The 22288-nt window shown below is 71.0% G+C and carries 25 protein-coding genes; 11 read left to right on the top strand and 14 right to left on the bottom strand.

The genetic code is table 11. The features are described 5' to 3' along the window. Positions 1–44: 44 nt before the first annotated feature. Positions 45–326, bottom strand: a complete 282-nt coding sequence (locus ACQP2X_RS20200) for a hypothetical protein (RefSeq protein ID WP_498699164.1) — start codon at positions 324–326, stop codon at positions 45–47. Between the two features lie 141 nt (positions 327–467). On the opposite strand from ACQP2X_RS20200, the gene ACQP2X_RS20195 reads away from it, so the two are divergent. Continuing rightward, a complete protein-coding gene (locus tag ACQP2X_RS20195) occupies positions 468–1346 on the top strand; it encodes a universal stress protein (protein WP_498699162.1) in 879 nt (292 codons plus the stop codon). Here ACQP2X_RS20195 and ACQP2X_RS20190 read toward each other — a convergent pair. From ACQP2X_RS20190 to ACQP2X_RS20175, 4 genes are all read right to left on the bottom strand, one after another. Then, positions 1336–2013 carry a type 1 glutamine amidotransferase domain-containing protein gene (locus tag ACQP2X_RS20190; protein ID WP_498699161.1) on the bottom strand — a complete coding sequence of 226 codons (678 nt, stop codon included), beginning with the start codon at positions 2011–2013 and terminating at the stop codon, positions 1336–1338. The two genes, ACQP2X_RS20195 and ACQP2X_RS20190, sit on opposite strands and share 11 nt — an antisense overlap. A gap of 77 nt (positions 2014–2090) precedes the next feature. Then, positions 2091–2468, bottom strand: coding sequence for an Asp23/Gls24 family envelope stress response protein (locus tag ACQP2X_RS20185; RefSeq protein WP_498699158.1), 378 nt, complete (start codon positions 2466–2468; stop codon positions 2091–2093). Positions 2469–2515: 47 nt separating this feature from the next. Next, positions 2516–3394, bottom strand: a complete 879-nt coding sequence (locus ACQP2X_RS20180; RefSeq protein WP_498699156.1) for a hypothetical protein — start codon at positions 3392–3394, stop codon at positions 2516–2518. 3 nt (positions 3395–3397) lie between these two features. Then, the gene (locus ACQP2X_RS20175; RefSeq protein ID WP_498699154.1) at positions 3398–4783 is read right to left on the bottom strand and encodes an amino acid permease; all 1386 of its coding nucleotides are present in this window, start codon (positions 4781–4783) and stop codon (positions 3398–3400) included. Positions 4784–4865: 82 nt separating this feature from the next. On the opposite strand from ACQP2X_RS20175, the gene ACQP2X_RS20170 reads away from it, so the two are divergent. From ACQP2X_RS20170 to ACQP2X_RS20160, 3 genes are all read left to right on the top strand, one after another. Next, positions 4866–5303 (top strand): MarR family winged helix-turn-helix transcriptional regulator, encoded by a 438-nt coding sequence (locus ACQP2X_RS20170; RefSeq protein ID WP_498699151.1) that lies wholly within the window; start codon positions 4866–4868, stop codon positions 5301–5303. A gap of 111 nt (positions 5304–5414) precedes the next feature. Continuing rightward, positions 5415–6806 carry an MATE family efflux transporter gene (locus ACQP2X_RS20165; RefSeq protein WP_498699150.1) on the top strand — a complete coding sequence of 464 codons (1392 nt, stop codon included), beginning with the start codon at positions 5415–5417 and terminating at the stop codon, positions 6804–6806. A 58-nt stretch (positions 6807–6864) separates the two neighbouring features. Further along, on the top strand, positions 6865–8331 hold the full coding sequence (locus ACQP2X_RS20160; RefSeq protein ID WP_498699149.1) for a B12-binding domain-containing radical SAM protein: 1467 nt from the start codon (positions 6865–6867) through the stop codon (positions 8329–8331). A gap of 889 nt (positions 8332–9220) precedes the next feature. Here ACQP2X_RS20160 and ACQP2X_RS20155 read toward each other — a convergent pair. Beyond that, positions 9221–9451 carry a hypothetical protein gene (locus ACQP2X_RS20155; RefSeq protein WP_498699147.1) on the bottom strand — a complete coding sequence of 77 codons (231 nt, stop codon included), beginning with the start codon at positions 9449–9451 and terminating at the stop codon, positions 9221–9223. 43 nt (positions 9452–9494) lie between these two features. On the opposite strand from ACQP2X_RS20155, the gene ACQP2X_RS20150 reads away from it, so the two are divergent. Genes ACQP2X_RS20150 through ACQP2X_RS20135 form a run of 4 tightly spaced genes read left to right on the top strand, consistent with a single transcriptional unit; the run spans position 9495 to position 11981 of the window. Beyond that, the gene (locus ACQP2X_RS20150) at positions 9495–10052 is read left to right on the top strand and encodes a phosphoesterase PA-phosphatase (protein WP_498699144.1); all 558 of its coding nucleotides are present in this window, start codon (positions 9495–9497) and stop codon (positions 10050–10052) included. A gap of 52 nt (positions 10053–10104) precedes the next feature. After that, complete coding sequence (locus tag ACQP2X_RS20145; RefSeq protein WP_498699143.1) at positions 10105–10722, top strand: hypothetical protein; 618 nt, start codon at positions 10105–10107, stop codon at positions 10720–10722. A 30-nt stretch (positions 10723–10752) separates the two neighbouring features. After that, the gene (locus ACQP2X_RS20140; protein WP_498699141.1) at positions 10753–11235 is read left to right on the top strand and encodes a cupin domain-containing protein; all 483 of its coding nucleotides are present in this window, start codon (positions 10753–10755) and stop codon (positions 11233–11235) included. Further along, positions 11232–11981, top strand: coding sequence for a class I SAM-dependent methyltransferase (locus tag ACQP2X_RS20135; protein ID WP_498699140.1), 750 nt, complete (start codon positions 11232–11234; stop codon positions 11979–11981). Before ACQP2X_RS20140 ends, ACQP2X_RS20135 begins: the two co-directional genes overlap by 4 nt. Positions 11982–11988: 7 nt before the next feature. Here the strand turns inward: ACQP2X_RS20135 and ACQP2X_RS20130 are convergent, their stop codons facing one another. Genes ACQP2X_RS20130 through rfbB form a run of 4 tightly spaced genes read right to left on the bottom strand, consistent with a single transcriptional unit; the run spans position 11989 to position 14447 of the window. After that, positions 11989–12144, bottom strand: a complete 156-nt coding sequence (locus ACQP2X_RS20130; protein WP_179855559.1) for a hypothetical protein — start codon at positions 12142–12144, stop codon at positions 11989–11991. Then, a complete protein-coding gene (locus ACQP2X_RS20125) occupies positions 12134–12601 on the bottom strand; it encodes a GNAT family N-acetyltransferase (RefSeq protein WP_498700983.1) in 468 nt (155 codons plus the stop codon). The genes ACQP2X_RS20130 and ACQP2X_RS20125 overlap by 11 nt, the downstream gene beginning before the upstream one ends. Positions 12602–12651: 50 nt before the next feature. After that, entirely contained in the window at positions 12652–13485 is an 834-nt protein-coding gene (rfbD, locus tag ACQP2X_RS20120; RefSeq protein WP_498699138.1) for a dTDP-4-dehydrorhamnose reductase, read from the bottom strand. Beyond that, on the bottom strand, positions 13485–14447 hold the full coding sequence (rfbB, locus tag ACQP2X_RS20115) for a dTDP-glucose 4,6-dehydratase (RefSeq protein WP_498699136.1): 963 nt from the start codon (positions 14445–14447) through the stop codon (positions 13485–13487). The genes rfbD and rfbB overlap by 1 nt, the downstream gene beginning before the upstream one ends. Positions 14448–14493: 46 nt before the next feature. Between rfbB and rfbA the strand changes: the two genes are divergently transcribed. From rfbA to ACQP2X_RS20100, 3 genes are all read left to right on the top strand, one after another. Next, positions 14494–15369: a glucose-1-phosphate thymidylyltransferase RfbA gene (gene rfbA, locus ACQP2X_RS20110; RefSeq protein WP_498699134.1), complete on the top strand. Its 876-nt coding sequence runs from the start codon at positions 14494–14496 to the stop codon at positions 15367–15369. Next, positions 15366–15995, top strand: coding sequence for a dTDP-4-dehydrorhamnose 3,5-epimerase family protein (locus tag ACQP2X_RS20105; protein WP_498699132.1), 630 nt, complete (start codon positions 15366–15368; stop codon positions 15993–15995). Before rfbA ends, ACQP2X_RS20105 begins: the two co-directional genes overlap by 4 nt. Before the next feature lie 305 nt (positions 15996–16300). Further along, on the top strand, positions 16301–17779 hold the full coding sequence (locus ACQP2X_RS20100; protein ID WP_498699130.1) for a sugar transferase: 1479 nt from the start codon (positions 16301–16303) through the stop codon (positions 17777–17779). 110 nt (positions 17780–17889) lie between these two features. Here the strand turns inward: ACQP2X_RS20100 and wecB are convergent, their stop codons facing one another. Genes wecB through ACQP2X_RS20080 form a run of 4 tightly spaced genes read right to left on the bottom strand, consistent with a single transcriptional unit; the run spans position 17890 to position 22262 of the window. Then, positions 17890–19020: a non-hydrolyzing UDP-N-acetylglucosamine 2-epimerase gene (gene wecB / locus ACQP2X_RS20095; protein WP_498699127.1), complete on the bottom strand. Its 1131-nt coding sequence runs from the start codon at positions 19018–19020 to the stop codon at positions 17890–17892. Beyond that, entirely contained in the window at positions 19020–20276 is a 1257-nt protein-coding gene (locus ACQP2X_RS20090) for a nucleotide sugar dehydrogenase (protein ID WP_498699125.1), read from the bottom strand. The genes wecB and ACQP2X_RS20090 overlap by 1 nt, the downstream gene beginning before the upstream one ends. 13 nt (positions 20277–20289) lie before the next feature. After that, entirely contained in the window at positions 20290–21081 is a 792-nt protein-coding gene (locus tag ACQP2X_RS20085) for a WecB/TagA/CpsF family glycosyltransferase (protein WP_498699124.1), read from the bottom strand. Next, positions 21078–22262 carry a hypothetical protein gene (locus ACQP2X_RS20080; RefSeq protein ID WP_498699123.1) on the bottom strand — a complete coding sequence of 395 codons (1185 nt, stop codon included), beginning with the start codon at positions 22260–22262 and terminating at the stop codon, positions 21078–21080. Before ACQP2X_RS20080 ends, ACQP2X_RS20085 begins: the two co-directional genes overlap by 4 nt. Positions 22263–22288 lie beyond the last annotated feature (26 nt).

Genomic DNA, 22288 nt, shown 5'->3' with positions numbered 1-22288 from the left:
GCCGCACGAGATCGCACGAACGGGCACCATCGAGCAGCCGGCGGCTACCCGCGGCCGTCCTCCAGGGGCTCCATGGGGTGGCGTTCCTCCTCGCGGAACGCCACCCATGCCATGGCCCGCAGGTACTGAGGCTGGGTGATCGCGCCCGCGGCCAGCTGAGCGGCGAGAGCACCCTCAAGGCTTTCGGGCGACGGCGACGGCGACGGCGACGCGGACGGGGACGGGGACGGGGACGGCAGCGCGGGCGCCGACGGCAGCTCCCGGAACCAGGACACCATCACGCCGATCATCAGGGCCAGCAGGATGACCAGCACCGCGACCACCATCTTCACGCACCTCCGCCGTCCAGCCTCGTCCCGGGACGGGCCGGACGACAGGGTCCTAAGTCCCACCCTCCCCGAGCAGATCGCCTCTGCCACGCACCCTGGCGGCGGCCGACGATCGAGGTGAGGGAAGGGAGAACGGCCATGAGGAAACCGGCAGTGGTCGTCGGCACGGACGGCACCGCCTGCGGCACCGCGGCGGTCGAGTGGGCGGCGGGCGAGGCCCGGCGGCGGGGCACGGCGCTGCGGATCGTGCTCGCCTACGACTGGGACATGCACGACGCGCGGTTCGCCGTCGGCAGCGAGTACGCCGACGTGGCCCGCAACCTCGCCGAGACGACGGTGGCGGCCGCGCACAGCCGGGCCCGGGCCCTCGAGCCGGGCATCAAGATCGAGACAGACGTTCTTCCCGGGTACGCCGTACCGAGGCTCCTCGAAGCCTCCACAGGAGCCGCGCTCCTGGTGGTCGGCAGCCGCGGCCACGGCGGCTTCGCCGGCATGCTGCTCGGCTCGGTCGGGCGCAAGATGGCCCTTCAGGCGCCGTGCCCGGTGGTCGTCGTGCGGGGCCGCAACGCGCCCGCCGGCCCGGTCGTGGCCGGCCTCGACGACTCGGACGCGATGCTGGCCACGGCGTTCGAGGCGGCCGCCGCCCGCGAGACGGGCCTGACCGTGGTCCGCGCCGTGCGGCCCGCCGTGCCGCTGTGGCTGGGAGTGCCGGCCGCCGCCGTGCCCCTGCCCGAGGACGACGAGGCGGAGCGCCGGCAGCTCTCCGCGCAGCTCGCACCCTGGATCGAGAAGTACCCCCGGGTGCCCGTCACGACCGTGCTCTCACACGACAGCGCGGCCGCCGCCCTGGTCGCCGCCTCGGCCCGGGCGCAGCTGGTGGTGGTCGGCAGCCACGGGCACAGCAACGTCAGCGGCGCCCTGCTCGGCTCGACCGGCCTCCAGCTGCTGCACCACGCGCACTGCCCGGTGCTGATCGACCGCCCGGCCCAGCACCGGGCCGGGCCGGTCAGGCCTTGATCTGCTTGAGCAGAGCCTCGGCGGCGGCGGCGGACGACTGCGGGTTCTGCCCTGTGACCAGGTTGCGGTCGACCTCCACGTGGGAGGACCACGGCGCGCCGGCCTCGACCTTGACGCCGGCCTCGTTGAGGCGGTCCTCCAGCAGCCAGAGCGCCTTGGCGGCGTGTCCGGCCTGGGTCTCCTCGGCGTTGGTGAAGGCGGTCACCCGATATCCCGCGAACGCGTTGCGGCCGTCGCTGTCGACGGCGGCCAGCAGCGCGGCCGGGCCGTGGCAGACCACGCCGAGCGGGGTGCCGGCCCGCAGCGCCGCCGCCAGCAGCTCGCCGGAGCGGGCGTCGACGGCCAGGTCCTCCATGGGGCCGTGACCGCCGGGCACGTAGACCGCCGCGTAGTCGTCCAGGTTCACGTCGGCCAGGGCGATCGGGTGCCGGAACTCGGGCGCGGCGTCGAGCACCTCGCGGAACTTCGCGGCGTCGCCGGCCAGGCTGCCCTCGTCGACCGGGGGCACGACGCCGCCCGGCGTCGCGACGACGACCTCGTGGCCCGCCTTGGTGAACTCCTGGTACGGCACCGCGGCCTCCTCGGCCCAGAAGCCGGTCGGGTGCTTCGAGCCGTCCTTGAGGGTCCACGCGTCGGCGCCGGTCATGATGAACAAGATCTTCGACATGCCTCAACGCTAGGCCGCGAGCCCATAGGCCGGCCAATAGTCGAGGGAATGCCTGCCATCGGTTTCCCGATGGCAGGCTACAGCGTCGGTGTGGCCGCGCCCGGCATCGCGATGTCGTCGACCTTGACGTTGACGCCGGTCACGGTCAGGCCGAAGCCGGAGACCGCCGACGACACCTTGTCCTGCACGGCCTTGATGACGTCGGCCACGACCGCGCCCGACGCGATCACCAGCACGACGGTGACCTCGACGGCCGCGCCCTTGACCGACGCGTGTACGCCCCGGGTGGCGTCGCCGACCTCGTCCAGACCGATCCGGTCGAGCACCCGGTCGAAGAAGCGGGCCACGTCGCCGCCCAGGTCCGACACGCCGGGCACCTCGCGGGCCGCGGCCGCCGCGATCTTCTCGACCACCTCGCGGGAGACGCTGTTGACACCAGCCACGCCGTCGCTCATGACACTCCCCATACGCCAAGCCGGAAACCCGGGCAGCGTATCAACGATCATGGAATGTCGTTGCTCTGCGGGGCGACCATCGGCGTCATCGCCCGCCATCCGTCGCCGTTGATGGCGCGGGCCCGGCCGGCCAGCCGTTTCAGCGCCTCGTCGGCGGCCGCGGTGCGCAGCGAGCCGCTGTAGCCGATGAAGGCGATCAATCCGGGTTTCGGCTCCCAGGCGATGGCGCCGTTGCCGCCGAAGACCGAGGTGAGCTCGCCGGTGGCGTACAGGTGATCCTCGTAGCCGCCGGCCGCTGCCACGCCGGTGAAGGTCAGGCCGCCGCCGAGGGCCTCCCGCTCCCCCAGCTCGGCCGATCCGTACCGGACCTCGTGGATCGACGCCGGCCGGTAGGTGCCCGAGGCGACCACGGACAGCCCCGGCGGTGGGCTGACGACCGGCCGGCCGCCGGAGAGCCGTACCCGGTCGGCGATCGCCCGCAGGTCGGCCGCGGGCAGGTCGCCGCGGACCCGGACGTGGCCGCCGCCGAGCGCCTTGACGACCACCCCGCGCGAGGTCGCGGCAGGGGCGACCGGATAGGTGATCACCGCGCCGTCCCGCCCGAGCGCACCACCCGCGCGCCGGACCACGATGGTCCACGGACCGGCGCCGGCCACGGCGTCGCGGCGGTCGAGGGCGGATCCGGCGGAGCACGCGCCCTCGATCACGATCGCCACCGGCGAGGCGCCCGTGACCGCCGCCGGGGCTCCCGAAGAGGGACCCGTACACAGGGAAGTGGGGGTAAGGGTGACCGGAGCAGGCTGCTCGCCCCCGTCGCGGTTGACGAAGAGGAAGACGCCGAGAGCCGTCAGGAGGACGGCGACCGCGCCCACCACGCGAAAGCGCCTCGGCGGCCTGTCCGATCCGAAGGTGACGATGTCGGCCACGTACTAATTATCGTTCAGCTTCGAATGGTGGCGGCTGTAGAGGAAGTACACGGCCGCGCCGAGCAGGAACCAGACCAGGAAGCGCAGCCACGTGACCGGGTCGAGGAACGTGATGAGCCAGATCGAGAAGAGCACGCCGACGGCCGGCACGACCGGCATGCCCGGCACCTTGAACGAGCGCGGCAGCTCGGGGCGCCGGTAGCGCAGCACGATGATGGCGACGCAGACCACGACGAAGGCCAGCAGGATGCCGATGTTGGTCAGCTCGGCCGCCTCGCGGATCGGCAGGAAGCCCGCGATGATCGCCGAGGCGATGCCGGCGATCCAGGTCACCCGGGACGGCACGCGCCGCCGCGGATGCAGGCCGGCGAACCAGGCCGGGAGCAGGCCGTCACGGCTCATCGAGTACCAGACGCGGGTCACGCCGAGCATGAAGGTGAACATGACGGTGAGGATGCCGATGATGGCGCCGACCGCGATGACGTCGGCCAGACCGGAGAGGCCGACCGCGGCGAAGGCCGACGAGAAGCCGCTCTCGGGGTCGATGTCCTGGTAGTTCTGCATGCCGGTGAGCACGAGCGTGGCCAGCACGTAGAGCACCATGGAGATGGCCAGCGAGTAGATGATCGCGCGCGGCAGGTGGCGCCGCGCGTCCTTGCTCTCCTCGGCGGCGGTGCTCATGGCGTCGTACCCGAAGACCGCGAAGAAGACGGTGGCGGCGCCGGTGACCGCGCCGCTCCAGCCGAACGGGAAGAACGGCGAGTAGTTGTCGCTGTTGATGTGGAAGAACCCGACGACCACGACCAGCAGGACCACGAAGATCTTGATGCCCACGACCGCCGTCTCGGCGCGGGCGGCCGCCCTGATCCCCTGATTGAGCAGATACGCGATGAGCAGGCACAGGATCATGGCGAACAGATCCACCACGTGTCCCTCGCCGCTGCCGGGAGCGCCCAGCATCCAGGCCGGCAGATCGAGGCCGATCTCGCCCATGAGGAACGAGAAGTAGCCGGAGATGCCGATGGCGACGACCGCCACGATCGCCGTGTACTCCAGCAGCAGGTCCCACCCGATGAACCAGCCGACGATCTCACCGAGGACGACGTAGCCGTAGGTGTAGGCGGAGCCGGCCTTGGGGATCATTCCGGCGAATTCGGCGTACGACAGCGCGGCCGCCGCCGAGGCGATGCCCGCGATGAGGAACGAGATCAGCACGGCCGGCCCGGCCGTCTCGTGCGCGACCGCCCCGGCCAGGGCGAAGATCCCGGCGCCGATGATGCCGCCCACCCCGATGGCCGTGAGCTGCCACAACCCGAGCGACCGTTGCAGGTCGGTGTTCCGCTCGTCCTCGACGTCCTCGACCGGCTTGCGCCGGAAGATGCCCTCCATTTCCTCACCTTGCATCAACATCCATGGATGCGCCAGACTTAGAACGTTGACAGTTAGAGCCCTAACGTTTAGAGTTCTAACCATGGACGCTCCGAAGCTCACCACCTCCCTCGACCTCATGCGATGGATCGGATGGGCCCAGCGCAAGGCCGGCGAGGACTGGGTCCGCGACCGCGATCTCACCCACGAGCAGGCCTTCGTGCTGGGCTATCTGGTGCAGAGCCCCGGTGCGATCCAGCGCGACATCGCCGACGTCACCCGCACCAGCGCCGCCAGCGTGTCGAGCCTGCTCCAGGGGCTCGAGCGCCGCTCGCTGATCGAGCGCCGCACGGAGCCCGGCAACGAGCGGAGCAAGCGGGTGTACGCCACCTCGGCCGGCGCCGAGCTGATCGCCGGGTTCACCACAGCGATGGCCGCCACCGACGAGACCATCCTGGCCCCGCTCACCGCCGGCGAGCGGGACACCCTGCACGCCCTTCTCACCAAGATCACTGCCGAGCTGGAACCGCCCACCCGGTAGCCGCCCCGTTCCACCACCACGCGACGGCCGAGCGCCGCCGCGCGCCCGACCCTGCCCTCGCGACGGCGCCCGCCGCCGCGCGATGGCCCCTGCCCGGAAGAAGGCACAGCCATGAACAACCGCTGGTATCTCTCCTCAGCCCCGATCCCCCGCGCCCTGGTGCACTTGTGCGTGCCGATGGCCGCCGGCTTCGTCATCGGCGCCCTCTACAACGTCGTCAACTCCGGCTTCATCGGCTCCCAGCACGACACCGCCCTGCTCGCTGCCATCACGTTCGGCACACCGGTGTTCGCCCTGGTCCTGGCCTTCGGCGGCGTGTTCGGCGTCGGCGGCTCGGCCCTGATCGCCCGGCTGCTCGGCGCGGCCGAGAACGACCCGGCCCAGGCGGCCGAGGTCAAGCACGTCTCGTCGTTCGCCGTCTGGGGCTCGGTGATCTCCGGGGCCGTGGTCGGCGGGGCCGGCCTGCTCCTGCTGCACCCACTGGTGTCGCTGCTCGGCGCGGACGCCGCCGCGGCCACCGCGACCAGGGAATATGTGGCCGTCATGCTGGCCTTCGTGCCCGTACTGGCCGCCGCCTTCTGCCTGGAAAGCCTGGTGCGGGCCGAGGGCGCCGCCCGCCAGGCCATGATCGGCCTGGCCGTCTCGGCGGCCGGCAACCTCGTCTTCGACGTGCTGTTCATCCTCGTCCTGCACTGGGGCGTGGCCGGGGCCGCGCTCTCGGTCGGCCTGGCCAACCTGCTCAGCATCGGATATTGGGCCGTCTGGCTGCACCGCCACAGCGAGCACATGAGCCTCGCCCCGCGCTGGTTCACGCTGCGCCCGGCCGTGCTCAAGCCGGTCCTCGGCGTCGGGGTCGGCCAGCTGCTCCAGGGCGGCTTCCTGATCGTGACCGCGCTGATCCTGAACAACCTCGCCGCCTCGTACGGCGACGGGCCGCTCGCCGCCATGGGTGTCGCCGTCCGCATCGCCCAGGTGCCGGAGTTCCTGCTCATGGGCGTGACGGCCGGCGTGCTGCCGCTGCTCGCCTACGCGTACGGCAAGGGCGACCGGCAGCGCCTCACCTCGGCCCTGCGCTCCTCGGCCATCGTGGTCGGCGGCATCGGCCTGCTCTTCCTGGTGACGCTGGTGGTCTTCCGCGAGCAGGCGTTCGCCGTCTTCTCGGCCGACGACTCGGTCCTCGCGATCGGCGTCACCGTCCTCGTGGCCCAGCTGACGGCCATGATGGCCAACGGCTTCACCGGCCTGCTCACCTCGCTGTTCCAGGCCACCGGCCGGGCCCTGCCGGCCACGATCATGTCGACCGCACAGGGCGTCCTGTTCATCCCGGCCGTGCTGCTGGGCAACCTGTGGTTCGGCCTGAGCGGCATCATCTGGGCGCTGACCTTCACCGAGTGCGCCGTGCTGGTGGTCGGCGCCGGCATGTGGCTGGCCGCCCGCCGGTCGATCGACCGGGGCCTGGCCGGGGGCAGCACCGAGCGTGCCCTCGCGATGGCCGAGGCCTGAGCGGATCCTTCACAGATCGGCCACCCGTCCTCCCCGTCCGGTCCCTAGCGTTCGCGGCATGCGCGTCACGATGATCCTGCCCGCGTTGACCGAGGCCACCAGCCCGCTGTTCCGGCCGATCAAGTACTCCCTCTTCCCGCCGCTCGGCCTGGCCACGCTCGCGGCGTATCTCGGCCCCGGCGACGAGGTCAGGATCCTCGACGAGCACGTGACGAGGCTCGACGTGGACGACGACACCCCCGACCTCGTGGTCATCCAGGTCTACATCACCTCGGCCCGGCGCGCGTACGAGTTGGCCGACGCGTACCGGGCCCGGGGCGTCAAGGTGGCGCTCGGCGGCCTGCACGTGACGTCCCTGCCGGACGAGGCGGCGGCCCACGCCGACGTGATCTTCATCGGTCCGGGCGAGGACACGTGGCCCCAGTTCCTGACCGACTTCCGCCGCGGCTCTTTCGCAAGCAGATACACCAGTTCCCGCCGTACGCTCGTAGGGCTCCCGCCGATCCGCAGGGACCTGATCCAGCGGCACCGCTACCTCGTGCCGAACTCGATCGTGGTGACCCGGGGCTGCCCGCACCACTGCGACTTCTGCTACAAGGACGCGTTCTTCGAGGGCGGCAAGTCGTTCTACACGCAGCTGGTGGACGACGCCCTGGCCGAGATCGACCGCCTGCCCGGCAAGCACCTGTACTTCCTCGACGACCACCTGCTGGGCAACAAGCGGTTCGCGTCGGCCCTGTTCGACGGCATGCGCGGCATGGGCCGCCTCTGGCAGGCGGCGAGCACGGTCGACGCGATCCTGGCCCCCGGCCTGCTCGAGAAGGCGGCCGCCGCCGGCCTGCGCAGCATGTTCGTCGGCCTGGAGACGATAAACGCGGCCAACCTGCCCTCCCAGCGCAAACGCCAGAACGTGGGCCGCGACTACGGAGCGGTGGTCCGCCGCCTCCACGACACCGGCGTCATGATCAACGCAAGCTTCGTCTTCGGCATGGACGACGACGGCCCCGACGTCTTCGACCGCACGGTCGCGTGGGGCGTCGAGCACGGCCTGGAGACGGCGACGTTCCACATCATGACGCCCTATCCGGGCACCGCTCTCTACAAGCGCATGGAGCCCCGCCTGCTCCACCGGGACTGGGACCTCTACGACACCCGGCACGTCGTCTACAAGCCCCGCGGGATGACCGCCGCCCAGCTGGAGGAGGGCTATTGGCGCGCCTACCGCGACTTCTACCGCTGGCCCAACATCTGGCGCGGCGCCGAGGGCAAGCCCTTCCGCCCCCGGCTGCGCCACCTGGCGTACGCCGGCGGCTGGAAGAAGTTCGAGCCACTGTGGGACGCCCTGATCAGATCCGGTCAGGTGCTGCGCGCCCTGCCGCTGCTGGAGCGCGCGCTGTCCTGGCGCGACCAACCACCCAGCGGCCGGATCCCCCACGAGGCACTCCCGGCCTCGAACGCCCGCCGTCGTGAAGTCGTCGAGACCGAGCACGCACACCAGGCTCGGCGCGGGCCGGAATCGCTCTGACCACCCGCAGCAGGCCGGCGTGGCCGATGGCCCAGCTCCGCGCCCCCATCACGCAAGGTGATGGGCGGCACCGTGTCCGCGACATGCGAAGACTCGATCGTCCGTGCGAATGTGGCACGTTTTGCCTATTACCGCTCCGCTGATTTTCGCAGGACAATGACTCATGCGCCAGATACGGGGTCAGATGCAATTCTTCAGCCACACCCAGATAGCACAATGGCGCGACCCCAGCACCGAAGAATTCCGCCGCGAGCATCACGAGCGCCGGCAGTACGGATTGATACAACGCCACACCCGCACATGGCGCAGCCTGCACGGCAACACCCCGATGCCGCCGCTGGCCTCACCCCGGCCAGCCTCTGGCCGGTCGGCCCAGCGCCTCAAGCCGTACCCGCACGAGCCACACAAACCCCGACGGCAGCCACCAAGAGCGCCCCACATGGGCCACCGGTCATGGCGCTGCCGAGGAGGTCTACCGCGTACCCGCCACCACGACGACGGCCCCCGACCGCATGCCTCATCACGCCCCATCGAAAAACCAGGGGACGGCGCCGATCGGCACACGCCAAGCCGCCGGCGCCGGACAAAATGAAAACGGCTGCACGGCGCCCACCGTGACCATTCCACGACGACATCAGTCGCCATGCCGAACGAGCCGCCCAGGGACAGGAAGGCGGCTCACGGAGCAGTGCATCACCCGACAGGAATCGCTGCAAATACCGAAGGGATCGCCCTCCGCGAGGCGGCGCTGCTGGCGCGCTTCCGCCGGGTCGAAAGCCGGCCGGAAGGACTTGGAACGTCTCACTGTCATCGCGGCCGGGGCCCAGCACTCATCGGCGTCTGGCGCTCCGGCCGAACGGTGGGTGGCCGTGAGCGTGGTGGCATCCGGCTAGTCCCGCGGGAGGTGGGGGTGGCGGTCCATCCAGCGCTGGGCGTACACGCCTCCGGCCAGGGCCACCGCGGCCGGGACGAACAGCAGCAGGGCCGCGATGAACGAGTAGTCCTTGCCGTCGGCGGCCAGCAGGGCGATCGGGGGCAGGAGCAGCAGGCCGACCATGACGTACAGCCAGACGGGCTGCTCGCGGGGAAGGCGGCGCAGGAATCCGGTGTGGTTGGTCATGGTTCCGACATACCCGAAAGGCCGGGGACCTATCGTTTCGCGAGTGACATCGCACCAAATCACCCTGGCCCGCGTCATCACCGAAGTCTTCGCCCCGGCGGTTCTGGTCACCGCCCTCCTGCTGGTGGTCGGGCGGTGGTGGGGTGTGCCGGCCGCGGTCTTCACGGCGGGCATCCCCATGGCGTACGTCTTCCGTGGCGTCCGCCGGGGCGACTGGGCCGACCACCACATCCCCGAGAGGGCCCACCGGAGGGCCCCGCTGTTGTTCGGGGTGGGCTCGGTGGCGGTCGGGCTGACCGCGCTCATCCTGCTCGGGGCGCCGCGCTCGCTGCTCGCCCTGATGATCGCCGGCGTGGCCGGGTTGCTGGTCTTCGGCGCGGTCACCGCGTTCTGGAAGATGTCCATCCACGCCGGGGTCGCCGCCGGCACGGTCGCCGTGCTGGTCGCCGTCTACGGGCCGTGGGCCCTGCTCAGCGCCCTCCTGCTGCCCCTGATCGGCTGGTCGCGGGTGCGGCTCACCGCGCACACCCCGGCCCAGGTGATGGCCGGGACGCTGACCGGCGCGCTGATCGCCGGCATCGTCTTCCCCGCACTGCGCTGACGCGCCCGGCCGCCCTGCCCACCGTGCCCGGTATCGATTATCATCTCCGCCCGTGAACGAGGTGATCTCGCGGCCGGCGCCGCGCGCGGTGCGGATCAGTTCGGCGCTGTTCGCCGGATCGGCCGCCCTGGCCGCGCTGATGCTGCTCACGACGGCGATCGCCTGGGATCATTTCGGGCCCGCCTCCGAGGTGTATGCCGCCATGGTCGAGCACCCGGAGAACCCCCTCGGCGAAGTACGCGGCTATCTGCGGCTGACGACCGGCATCGCCGTGCTGGTGATCGTGCTCGCCGGCCCGCTCGCGCTCGGCGTCCGGCGGCCCCACCGGTGGATCCAGGTCGCCGCCTGGGCCGCTACCGCCGTCCTGGCGTACCTGCTGTTCACGGTCCTCATGGCCTCGCTTCAGGTGGGCCTGGGCAACCCGGATCCCGGGAGCGACCGGGCGCTGTACAACGCCCTGCTGCCGTCCTGGTGGCCCGGTCTCACGGCCGTCGCGGGGCTGATCCTCGAGCTCGCGGTCCTCGCGGCGGGCGTCGCGCTGCTGCACTCGCCGGTGCTCGACTTCTACCGCCGGGCCAGCAACGTCGCGGACGATCCACGGCGGGTCGCCTTCATGCAGAGGCAGCTGTCGCGGCAGGACAACAGGGAACCGCCGCCCCAGGGCCGGTGAAGAGCGCTCGGAGGAGAGAGAATCAACCGTATGACGTATCCTCCGCCGCTGTATCACGGGGACAAGGGCGAGGTCAGCGCGACCTACCGCCCGGACGGCACCGCCCCGGAGCTCGTCTATCCGACAAACGGCACCCGCGTGCACTATCTGTCCACGGGCGCCTCGACCAACGGGCTGTTCGGCCTCTACCGCTGGGAGTGCGGTCCGGGCGTCACCGGCCCCGACCCGCATTTCCACCACTCCCTGGCCGAGAGCTTCTACATCCTCAACGGCGTCATGAGCATCTACAACGGCGAGCGCTGGATCGAGGCCGAGCCGGGCGATTACGTGCACGTCCCGCCGGGCGGCATCCACGCGTTCAAGAACCGGTCGGGCGCACCGGTCTCGATGCTGCTGCACTTCTCGCCGGGCGCGCCCCGCGAGGGCTACTTCGAGGGCCTGGCCCACCTCGCCGAGATGAGCGAGGAGGAGAAGGCCGCCTTCTATCTGGAGCATGACAACATCTGGCTGTGACCCAGTCAGTGATCGATCTCTTCGACCGTGTGGCCGACCGCTACGACGAGGTGCTGCCTTTCTTCTCCGAGCTGGGCCGCCTCGTCGCCGACCGGCTTCCCAACGGCGGCGGCCGCCTTCTGGACATCGGCGCGGGCCGGGGCGCCATAGCGCTTCCCGCCCGCGACCGGGGTTTCACGGTGACCGCGACGGACGCCGCTGCGCGCATGGCCGAGCTGCTGGCCCCGCAGGTAGCCGTCGCGGTCGTCGACGCCGAACACCTGCCCTTTCCGGACGCCACCTTCGACGTGGTCACCGCCGGCCTCGTCATGCACCTTCTGGAAAAACCCGATTCGGCCGTACGGGAGGTGCGCCGCGTCCTGAAGCCCGGTGGGCTGTTCGCTTTCACGACGCCGGGTCGCGTGCCCGACGGTTTCGCGTTCGCCGACGGGGCGAACGCCCTGTTCGCCGAGTTCTCCCAGCACCTGCCGCCCGGCGGGGGCATGGGCGCGCCCTTCGACGAGTTCCAGTCCTTGGCCGCGGCCGGTTTCACCGCCGTCGAGGAAAGCGACCTGCGGGTGGAGATCCCGGTCGACCGGGCCGAGACCCTGTGGGAGTGGTTCCGTACGCACGGCACCCGCAAGTTTCTCGACGACCTCAGCGACGAGCACCGGGCCCAGTTCCGGGCCCGGCTGCTCGCCGACCTCGAGGCCCGCGACCGCGTCGTGCTACGCCGTTACGCGTGGCTTTACACGGCCCGGGCCTGACCGCCGCTCAGTCGTCGTCCCCGTCGTCGCCGCCGTCGTCATCGTCGTCGTCCCCGTCGCCGCCCGGGCAGCCGGAGAGGGTGAGCACCGTGGCGACGCCGCCCGCCGCCAGCAGCACCCGGCCGAAGAAGGCTCGCCTGCCGATCCGTTCCTCATCGTCCATACCGGCATTCTGGCAAGCCGGGCCGCCCGCCGGAACCCACCGATATCGTGAAGCGGCGGTACGGGCCGGGCGCACCGTGGTCGATCTCGGTCATGCCGAGGCTCTGCAGGATCCGGACCGAGGCGATGTTCCCGGTGAGCGCCTCGGCCCAGATCTCGGTCAGGCCGAGCACGCCGAAACCGTAGGCCAGCCCGGCCCGCGCCGCCTGGCCGCCCAGACCCCGGCCCCACCGGGTGGAGTCGCCGACGACGTAACCCAGCTCGCGCCGGCGCGGTTCGTGGCCGTGCAGGTCGACATAGCCGACCAGCTCCCCGTCGTGGACGGCGCCGAGCCGGATGAGGTCGGCCGGCGGGTCGGTCACGATGCGGAGCTGGAACGCCACGTGCACGTCCAGGGTGAGACCGGGCGTCCAGTCGGCGCCCGCGACGAAGCGCGGGTCGAGCGACCACGAGGCGATCGTCGCGGCGTCGGCCCGGGTCAGCGGGCGCAGCTCGACGCGGGGTGGGGTCAGCGGAGCAGGGACGGCATGGCCTCCTGGAGCATCGGGCGCCAGTCCGGCAGCGGGGCCACGCCGGTCGCGGCCCAGCGGTCGTGGCCGAGGACGCTGTAGGACGGGCGCCGGGCCGGGCGGACGAAACGGTCGCTGGTCGTCGGCCGCACGCGGCCGGGGTCGTGACCGGCCTCGGCGAAGACCGCCTGAGCCAGCCCGAACCAGGTGGTGGAGCCGGCGGCCGTGCCGTGGTAGATGCCCGGATCGGCCTGGGACAAACCCAGGGCGACGAGCTGCCGGGCCAGGGCGTACGACCACGTGGGCGGCCCGGTCTGGTCATCGACCACGTCGACGGTGTCGCGCTCGCGGGCCAGCCGCAGCATCGTACGGACGAAGTTGTTGCCGTGTTGGCCGTAGAGCCAGGCCGTGCGCACGACCGTGCCCCCGGCGGCCAGGACGGCCCGCTCCCCCGCGGCCTTGCTCCGGCCGTACGCGTTGACCGGGGCCGGAATGGCGTCCTCGCGATAGGGCGAGGTGGCCGTCCCGTCGAAGACGTAGTCGGTGGAGACGTGGATGAGGCGCTTGCCGGCGGCCGCGGCCAGCACGGCGACCGCGTGGCCGTTGACGGCGGTGGCCGCCTCCTCGTCCGCCTCGGCGCCGTCGACGTCGGTCCAGGCGGCCGCGTTCAGCACGACATCGGCGCCCTCGACCGCCTCGCGCACGGCCGCCACATCGGCGATGTCAAGGGAAGCCCGCGTCGCGGCGACGACGTCCGTCTGGCCGGCTTCCCGTAAAGAAACCACCAGGTCGTGACCGAGCATGCCGCCGGCGCCGGTGACGAGCCAGCGCATCAGAGGCCGGCCCGGTCCTTGAGCGGCTCCCACCACTCGCGGTTCGACCGGTACCACTCCACCGTCGCGGCCAGGCCGGCGGACAGGGTGACCGCCGGGGCGTACCCCAGCTCCTCGGAGATCTTGGTGATGTCGAGCGAGTAGCGGCGGTCGTGGCCCTTGCGGTCCTCGACCGGGCGGACCATGTCCCAACCGGCGCCGCAGGCGGCGAGCAGCATCTCCGTGAGCTCGCGGTTGGAGAGCTCGGTGCCGCCGCCGATGTTGTAGACCTCGCCCGCGCGGCCCTTGGTCAGCGCGAGCTGGATGCCCCGGACGTGGTCGGAGACGTGCAGCCAGTCCCGGACGTTGCCGCCGTCGCCGTAGAGGGGAACCTGCTTGCCGTCGAGCAGGTTCGTGACGAACAGCGGGATGACCTTTTCCGGGAACTGGTAGTGGCCGTAGTTGTTCGAGCAGCGGGTCACCACCACGTCCATGCCGTGCGTGCGGTGGGCGGCCAGCGCCATCAGGTCGGAGCCGGCCTTCGAGGCCGCGTACGGCGAATTGGGCGCGAGCGGCCAGGTCTCGGTCCAGGAGCCCTCGTCGATCGAGCCGTACACCTCGTCGGTCGAGACGTGCAGGAACCGGCCGACCCCGGCCCGGCGCGCCTCGTCGAGCAGCACCTGCGTGCCCAGCACGTTGGTGGTGACGAACGGCGTGGCGCTCTGGATCGAGCGGTCCACATGGGACTCGGCCGCGAAATGGACGATCGCGTCGTGTCCCGGCAGAAGTTCGCGAAGCAGCGCAGCGTCGCCGATATCGCCCTGAACGAACCGGAGTCGCTCATGCGACACCGGCAGATTGGCCCGATTGCCCGAATAGGACAGGAGGTCGAGCACGGTGACGTCGGCGTATTCATCCTGAAGGATGGCGCGGACGTACTCCGATCCGATGAAACCGGCACCCCCGGTCACGAAAATGTGCACGGCTGGCGAGTGTAGACGCGCGCCGCACTCTGCGTAACCTGCGCGGGTGCGAGGAATTCTGCTCGCCGGGGGAACCGGCTCACGTCTCTGGCCCATCACCATGGCCATGTCCAAGCAGCTCATGCCGATCTTCGACAAACCGATGATCTACTACCCGCTGACCACCCTGGTGTCGGCCGGGATCCGGGAGATCATGATCATCACTACGCCCGAGGACCAGCCGCACTTCCAGCGGCTGCTGGGCGACGGGTCGCAGTTCGGCCTGGCCCTGACGTACGCGGTGCAGCCGCGCCCGGAGGGCATCGCGCAGGCGTTCCGGATCGGGGCCGACTTCATCGGCGACGACCCGGTGGCGCTGATCCTGGGCGACAACATTTTCCACGGCGTCGGCCTGGGCCGGCAGCTCACCCGCTTCGCCCAGCCCGAGGGCGGCCGCGTGTTCGCCTATCCGGTGGCCGATCCCGAGCGCTACGGCGTCGTCGAGTTCGACGAAACGGGCAAGGTCCTCTCGATCGAGGAGAAGCCGGTCAAACCCAAGTCGACGTACGTCGTCCCGGGCCTCTACTTCTACGATGCCGACGTCGTGCGCATCGCCGAGAAGCTCGAGCCGAGCGCGCGCGGCGAGCTCGAGATCACCGCCGTGAACGAGGAGTACCGGCGCCAGGGCCGGCTGGACGTCACCGTGCTCGACCGGGGCACCGTCTGGCTCGACACGGGCACCTTCCAGTCGATGGTGCAGGCCTCGGAATACGTGCGGGTCATCGAGGAGCGGCAGGGCCTCAAAATCGGCTGCGTCGAGGAGGCCGCGTGGCGGCTGGGCTTCATCGGCGACGAGCGGCTGCGTGAGCTGGCCCAGCCGCTTCTCAAGAGCGGCTACGGCCAGTATCTTGAACGCCTGCTGGACATGGGAGGTCCCCGGTGAAGATCCGCCCCTTGAGCATCGAGGGCGCGTGGGAGGTCACACCCGTGCAGCACGGCGACGACCGTGGCACGTTCCTCGAGTGGTACCGCTTCGACCGCCTGGCCGAGGCCGTGGGCCATTCGCTCGATCTGCGGCAGGCCAACCTCTCCACCTCCGCGCGCGACGTCGTGCGCGGTGTCCACTTCGCCGATGTGCCGCCGGGACAGGCGAAATACGTGACGTGCGTGTCCGGCTCGATCCTTGACGTCGTGGTCGACCTGCGGGTCGGCTCGCCCACCTTCGGCTCCTGGGAGGCCGTGCCGCTCGACGACGTCGAGCGCCGCGCCGTCTACCTCGCCGAGGGGCTGGGCCACGCCTTCTGCGCGCTGACCGACGACGCGACGGTCACCTATCTGTGCTCGGCCACCTATCGGCCCGGCCACGAGCACGGCGTCCACCCGCTCGACGAGGAGCTCGGCATCGACTGGCCGGCCGGCGCGGCGCTGCTCTCACCCAAGGACGCGGCCGCGCCGACGCTGGCCGAGGCGCGCGCCGCGGGGCTGTTGCCGCGCTACGACGAGTGCCGTGAATTCACCGCAACCCTTCGTCGGGTTCAAGACATTCATCCATCCCCGCCGGACGATTGACCCGGCGCCCTTCAGTTGGTATGCAGCAAGCAATTCGGCGACGGTGTGCGGGCATGCAGGACGAGAACCGAAGATAGTCCGATGTGACCACTTTGGAGACTGTTTCTTCAGCACCCTCATCCGAACCGTCATCGGACTCACACGGAAAGGCGTAGCGCGAACGCCGTCCGTTCGAAAGTCTTTCTCGTGTGTGTCCGGCGGGTAACCCGCAGCGCCGCGTGTCCGGCATGTCCGATACGTCGGGGCTCAGGGCATTGATCGAAGAAAGTCGATGACGGAGGCACGGAGTGCAGACAGTCGATTCAGTGTCGACCCTTGACCTCAGTGACAGAGTTCCGCAGCTCAACGGCCGTCCACAGGCCGGGCGGGCCCGAGCCGGGTGGCAGAACAAGTATGTGCTGGCCCTCTACCTCATCGACTTCGCCGTAGGGCTGGCGGCCGCCAACTCGGCGCTGCTGCTGCGCTTCGGCACGCCGAACCGGGATCCGTTCGCCACCGGCTATTTCCTATTGACATTTCTCATTCCTGTTGCCTGGCTGGCCTGCCTCGCCCTCAACCGCGCGTACGAGCCCCGGCACCTGTTCGTCGGCACCGACGAGTATGCTCGCGTATTCCGTTCGGGATTGGCGCTGACCGCGGTCCTCGCCATTGTTTCCTTCGCCTTCGACCTGCGTTTGGCCCGCGGTTACGTGATTATCGCGATGCCGTTGGCGGTGGCCGTCGGCCTCGCCTGCCGATTCGCGCTGCGGCAGCTCCTGCACCGCACCTGGGCCCGCGGCCGGCACCTGCACCGGGTCATCCTGGTCGGCCACGAGCGGGCGGTGGCCGACATGGCCCGCCGGCTGGGCCGAGAGCGTCACCACGGCCTCGACGTCATCGGTGCCTGCCTGCCCGCCGGCCCGAGCCGTGGGGGCTTCGTGCTCGGTCTCCCGCCCGTCTACGGCACCTTCGACGGCGTGGCCACGGCGGTCTCCCGCTCCGACGCCGACACGGTGGTCGTGCTCTCCTGCCCCGAGATCGACGGCCCGGCCCTGCGGCGCCTCGCCTGGCAGCTCGAACGCGACGACATCGACCTCATCGTGGCCAGCACGCTGGTCGACGTCGCGGGCGACCGCACGACGATCCGCCCGGTCGACGGCCTGCCGATGCTGCACGTCGAGCACCCGCGGCTCAAGGGCAGCGCCCGGCTCGTCAAGGCCGCCTTCGACCGGGTGGGCGCCTTCGTGCTGCTGCTGCTCGCCTCACCCGTGCTGGCCGTGGTGGCGGCGATGGTGGCGTTCGACCCGCGCGGGCGCGGTCCGGCCATCTTCCGCCAGGAGCGCGTCGGCAAGGACGGCCGGCTGTTCACCCTCTACAAGTTCCGCACCATGGTGGTGAACGCCGAGGCCCGCCTCATCGAGCTGCGCAACCTCAACGACACCGACGGCGAGCTGTTCAAGATGCGCAAGGACCCGCGGATCACGCCGATCGGCCGCTGGCTGCGCCGGTTCTCCATCGACGAGCTGCCCCAGCTGGTCAACGTGCTCAAGGGCGACATGTCGCTGGTCGGCCCCCGGCCGCCCCTGGCCCGCGAGGTCGCGGGATATCCGTCCGACATGCTGCGGCGCCTGGCCGTCAAGCCCGGCCTCACCGGCCTCTGGCAGGTCTCCGGCCGCTCCGACCTCTCCTGGGAGGAGTCGATCCGGCTCGACCTGACGTACGTCGAGAACTGGTCGCTCTCCATGGACCTGGCCATCCTGGCCCGCACGGTCAGCGCCGTGGCCCGCAGCTCCGGCGCCTACTGACCCGCCAAGCCACCGGCCCCGGCTCCCGCAAGGGCGCCGGGGTTTTTCGTGCGGCACAACGAAATCCGGCCCGGTCCCCGCGAGGGGGCCGGGCCGGTTTCCCTTGCCTGTCAGGCGGGCGTGCCGACCGCCGTGTCCCGGGCGTCGGTCGGGCGCAGCCGGACCGGCGCGGCCAGGTGCGCGAGCAGCACGTCGGCGATGCGGTCGCCGGCGTGGCCGTCCCAGAGGGCCGGAGCCCGCTTGGCCGGCGGATCGGCCAGGACCCGGCGGGCCGTGGCCACGATGAGCTCCGGATCGCGCCCCACGAGGATGTTCGTGCCCTCGGTCAGCGTGATCGGCCGCTCGGTCGAGTCGCGCGTGGTCAGGCACGGCACGCCGAGCGCGGTGGTCTCCTCCTGGATGCCGCCGGAGTCGGTCAGCACCATCCGGGCCGACGCCTGCAACGCGATGAAGTCGAGATATCCGGCCGGCGGGATCAGCCGGATGCCCTCGGGCAGGCCGGCCGTCTCGAGGCGGGCGGCCGTGCGCGGGTGCACCGGCAGGATCACCGGAAGCTCCTTCGCGACCTCGCCGAATGCGCCCAACAGCGCGCCGAGGATCTCCGGTGAGTCCACGTTGGCCGGCCGGTGCAGCGTCGCCAGCGCGTAGCCGCCCGGGGTGAGCCCGTGCCGGTGCAGCGCGTCGGAGCCGAGCGCCCGGTCGAGGTTCGCGTGCAGCGTGTCGATCATGACGTTGCCCGCGAGGTGGATCTGGTCCTCGTGGTAGCCCTCGGCCCGCAGGTTGTCGACCCCGTCCGGCGACGGGGCGAACAGCAGGTCGCTGAGCCGGTCGGTGGCCAGCCGGTTGACCTCCTCCGGCATGCTCCAGTCGCGGCTGCGCAGGCCGGCCTCGACGTGGGCCACGGTGATGCCGGCCTTGGCCGCCACCAGCGCGCAGGCCAGCGTCGAGGTGACGTCGCCGACCACCACCACCGCGTCCGGCTCGAGCTCGTCGACCAGCGGCTCGAAGGCGAGCATCACCCGGGCCGTCTGCTCGGCGTGGCTGCCCGACCCGGTGCCGAGGTGGCGGTCCGGCTTGCGCAGCCCCAGATCGGTGAAGAACACGTCGTTCATCGCGGCGTCGTAGTGCTGGCCCGTGTGCACCAGCACCACCTCGGCGCCGCGCGCCTCGAGCGCGTCCATCACCGGCTTGACCTTCATGAAGTTGGGCCGGGCACCGGCCACGCAGATGATCCGTGGCATCAGATCACCTCGACCGTGTCACCGGTGACGCGCCGGCGGGTGTCGAGCAGGCACGTGGCCTCGCGGGCGATCAGGTCGTAGTCGAACTCGTCGTGGTCGGCCAGCAGCACCACCGCGTCGGCCGCGCGGATCTCCTCGGCGTCGGCCGTGACCATGGTGAGGTCGTCGGCGCCGTGCACCGCCTCGACCACGTGCGGGTCGGCCACCCGGACCTCCGCACCCATCTGGCGCAGCAGCTGCACCACGCGGACCGCGGGCGACTCCCGGGCGTCGCCGGTGTTCTTCTTGTAGGCGAGGCCCAGCAGCAGGATCCGGCTGCCCGAGACCGAGCGCTGCTGGCGGTTGAGCGCCTCCATGAGCCGGCGCACCACGTAGTCGGGCATGTGGTTGTTGATGTCGTTGGCCAGGTCGACGAAGCGGAAGCTCTGGCCCAGGGCCCGCTGCACGCGCCACGACAGGTACGACGGGTCGATCGGCAGGCAGTGACCGCCGACGCCGGGGCCGGGGGTGAACTTCATGAACCCGAACGGCTTGGTCGCGGCGGCGTCGATCGCCTGCCACACGTCGATGCCGAGGTCGTGCGAGATCATCGCGATCTCGTTGACCAGCGCGATGTTCACGTGGCGGAACGTGTTCTCGATGAGCTTGGCCAGCTCGGCCTCGCGCATCGAGGTGACGGTCACGGTGGTCTCCACGACGCTGTCGTAGAACGCCTTGACCCGCTTGAGCGACTCCTCGTCGAGGCCGGAGACGACCTTCGGCGTGTTGACCAGGCCCCAGGTCGGGTTGCCGGGGTCGATGCGCTCGGGGCTGAAGCCGAGGTGGAAGTCGGTGCCGGCGGTCAGGCCGGACGCCTTCTCCAGGATCGGCAGGACGACCTCCTCGGTCGTGCCCGGATACGTCGTCGACTCCAGCACGACCAGAGCGCCCGGGCGCAGGTGGCCGCCGAGCATCTCGGAGCAGGCCTCGACGTACGACAGGTCGGGCGCGCCGTCGCGCAGCGGCGTCGGCACCGTGATGACCGCGATGTCGAAGCCGGCGCAGTCGGCCGGATCGGTGCTGGGCTTGTAGTTAGCGCCCGACAGGACGGCGCGCAGCCGCTCGGCCGGGATGTCCTCGACGTACGACTCCCCCTCGACGAGACGGCCGACGCGGACGGTGTCGACGTCGAAGCCGACGACCTCGTGACCGACCTCGGCCGCGCGGACGGCCAGCGGCAGCCCCACGTATCCCTGGCCGGCGATGACAACTCGCATGGTGCTTTCCCCTTTAGTTGCGCTCGGCGGCCGGTGCGGGCCGGACGGTCCGCACCCACTCGCGGGCGACGAGCCCGACGAAGGCGACGTTGGTGGTCAGGTAGCGGCGCCCGAGCCGGCGCGGCTCCTGCAGTGCCCGGTAGAGCCATTCGCAGCCCACGCGCTGCCAGGCGGCCGGCGCGCGCTTGACCACGCCGGCCAGCACGTCGAAGGAGCCGCCGACGCCGTGCACGACCTTGGCCCCGGTGCGGGCGCCGTGGGTGGCGACGAAGACCTCCTTCTTGGGCGAGGTCATGCCGAGGAAGAGCAGATCGGCGCCGCTGGCCTTGATGCCGTCGGCCACCGCCTCCGACTCCTCGGCGGCGTAGTAGCCGTCGCGGTAGCCGGCGATCTTCAATTTCGGGTGCTGCTTGCGGATCCGCTCGACCATGGTCTCGAGCACCTCGGGCTTGGCGCCGAGGAAGTAGACCGAGTGGCCGCGCAGCTCCGCCATGTACATCAACCGCTGGAACAGGTCGATGCCGGCCACCCGCTCGGGCAGCGGCTGGCGCAGCACCTTGCTGGCCCAGACCACCGACTGGCCGTCGGCCACGATGAGGCCGCAGCCGGTGACCGCGTCACGCAGGTCGGCGTCGGCGCGCATCTTCACGATCTTGGCCGCGTTCACGACGCCGACCTCGAGCAGCTCGCCCTTGCCGACCGAGTCGAGGCAGCGCTGGACGGTCTCCTCGAGGGTCAGCGCGTCCAGCGGCATGCCGAACAGGTCGCGGCGCCCCTCGGCGGTGGTGCCGGTCGTGGTGCTCATCGCGCGATCCCTTCCGCCGGGACCTCGACCGAGGCGAGCCAGGCGAAGTAGAGCCAGCCGAACTCGTAGGGCCGGCACTCGCGGTCGAGCGAGAGCGGCTTGTAGACGCGGTCGATGACCGGCAGCTTCAGGCCGGAGCGGGCCCGAGTCGTGACCGTGTGGGCCGCGCGCACGATTTTGCGCGGGTCGCCACGGAAGACCTTCCGGACGGTGAGGCCCTCGTCGTCGAGCAACATGGGGTTGTCGACCGGGCCGAGCTCGGCGGGGCCGAGCAGCCAGAGCAGGCCCTTGCGGATCGGCTCGTCGTAGTCGGTGATGCCGCCGGCCGCCTCGGCCAGGTCGAGCAGCGCCATGGGGCCCATCGCGTGCTGGTGGACCGTGTAGACCGGATATCCCTCGACGACCTCGCCGGTGCGGGCGTCGTAGTGCCACCACCACTGGCCGTCCGGGCCCTGGAGGCGGCAGATCTGGTCGGCCGTGGTGCGGGCCGCCGTCAGCGCCTCGGCGTCGCCGCCGTCGGCCGAGTGGTGCAGCCGGGCCAGCGCCTGGATCGGGTAGACCTGGTCGGCGAAGCAGGCGACGTGGTCGCGGTACGCCTTGACGAGGCCGGGGCCGGTCGCGTGCGGGAACAGCGGGCTGCCGGGCCGGACGCTGTCGAGCAGCCGCCGGCGGGCCTGTGCCAGGTGGTCCTCCACATCGGCCTGCTTGCGGGCGGTGGCCAGCGCGGCGACGACCCAGGAGGCCTCGACCACGTACTCCGCCGCGGTGCGCCGGTCGAACGTCCGCAGCCGCTCCAGGGCCTCGGGAAGGCGCGGGTGCCCGATCTGGGCGGCCGCCCACGCGACGAGCGCGATGTCGCCCAGGTTGGTGCTCGTCGCCTGCCGGTCGACGAGCAGCGCCACGAACTTCTCCAGGTCGTGGCCGCCGAGCAGCGCGGGCACCTGGCCGGCCGGGAGCCAGGCGACGCCGAGCGCCACGATCGCGGCGTAGCGCAGGCTCGTTCCGGACAAATGCGCACTCACCAAGCCATTTTCGGCCGTAAATACCCTGGTGAAGGCGAACTCGTCCGTTTCGGTGCGGTACATCGTGGGCAATCCGCGCGACGCGAGCGCGAGAAGCCGGTTGGTCAGGTCGATCGTCTCGCCGTCGAGGTGGACGTATCTCGCTGGTGCTGACGTCATGGCGTCCTTCCGGAGGCAGGGCGACC

The organism is Actinoplanes sp. CA-131856, assembly GCF_050956135.1.
In the GTDB taxonomy this organism is placed as follows: domain Bacteria; phylum Actinomycetota; class Actinomycetes; order Mycobacteriales; family Micromonosporaceae; genus Actinoplanes.
This window is presented reverse-complemented; position numbering and strand designations above follow the sequence as displayed.

Coding starts and splice junctions, on each gene's coding strand:
- ACQP2X_RS20175 (WP_498699154.1), bottom strand. CDS start 4,783: ATGGAGGGCATCTTCCGGCGCAAGCCGGTCGAGGACGTCGAGGACGAG.
- ACQP2X_RS20155 (WP_498699147.1), bottom strand. CDS start 9,451: ATGACCAACCACACCGGATTCCTGCGCCGCCTTCCCCGCGAGCAGCCC.
- ACQP2X_RS20170 (WP_498699151.1), top strand. CDS start 4,866: ATGGACGCTCCGAAGCTCACCACCTCCCTCGACCTCATGCGATGGATC.
- ACQP2X_RS20200 (WP_498699164.1), bottom strand. CDS start 326: ATGGTGGTCGCGGTGCTGGTCATCCTGCTGGCCCTGATGATCGGCGTG.
- ACQP2X_RS20190 (WP_498699161.1), bottom strand. CDS start 2,013: ATGTCGAAGATCTTGTTCATCATGACCGGCGCCGACGCGTGGACCCTC.
- ACQP2X_RS20185 (WP_498699158.1), bottom strand. CDS start 2,468: ATGAGCGACGGCGTGGCTGGTGTCAACAGCGTCTCCCGCGAGGTGGTC.
- rfbD (WP_498699138.1), bottom strand. CDS start 13,485: ATGCGCTGGCTCGTCACCGGCGCCGGCGGCATGCTCGGTCACGACCTG.
- ACQP2X_RS20165 (WP_498699150.1), top strand. CDS start 5,415: ATGAACAACCGCTGGTATCTCTCCTCAGCCCCGATCCCCCGCGCCCTG.
- ACQP2X_RS20160 (WP_498699149.1), top strand. CDS start 6,865: ATGCGCGTCACGATGATCCTGCCCGCGTTGACCGAGGCCACCAGCCCG.
- ACQP2X_RS20195 (WP_498699162.1), top strand. CDS start 468: ATGAGGAAACCGGCAGTGGTCGTCGGCACGGACGGCACCGCCTGCGGC.
- ACQP2X_RS20140 (WP_498699141.1), top strand. CDS start 10,753: ATGACGTATCCTCCGCCGCTGTATCACGGGGACAAGGGCGAGGTCAGC.
- ACQP2X_RS20085 (WP_498699124.1), bottom strand. CDS start 21,081: ATGAGCACCACGACCGGCACCACCGCCGAGGGGCGCCGCGACCTGTTC.
- ACQP2X_RS20130 (WP_179855559.1), bottom strand. CDS start 12,144: ATGGACGATGAGGAACGGATCGGCAGGCGAGCCTTCTTCGGCCGGGTG.
- wecB (WP_498699127.1), bottom strand. CDS start 19,020: ATGCCACGGATCATCTGCGTGGCCGGTGCCCGGCCCAACTTCATGAAG.
- ACQP2X_RS20090 (WP_498699125.1), bottom strand. CDS start 20,276: ATGCGAGTTGTCATCGCCGGCCAGGGATACGTGGGGCTGCCGCTGGCC.
- ACQP2X_RS20080 (WP_498699123.1), bottom strand. CDS start 22,262: ATGACGTCAGCACCAGCGAGATACGTCCACCTCGACGGCGAGACGATC.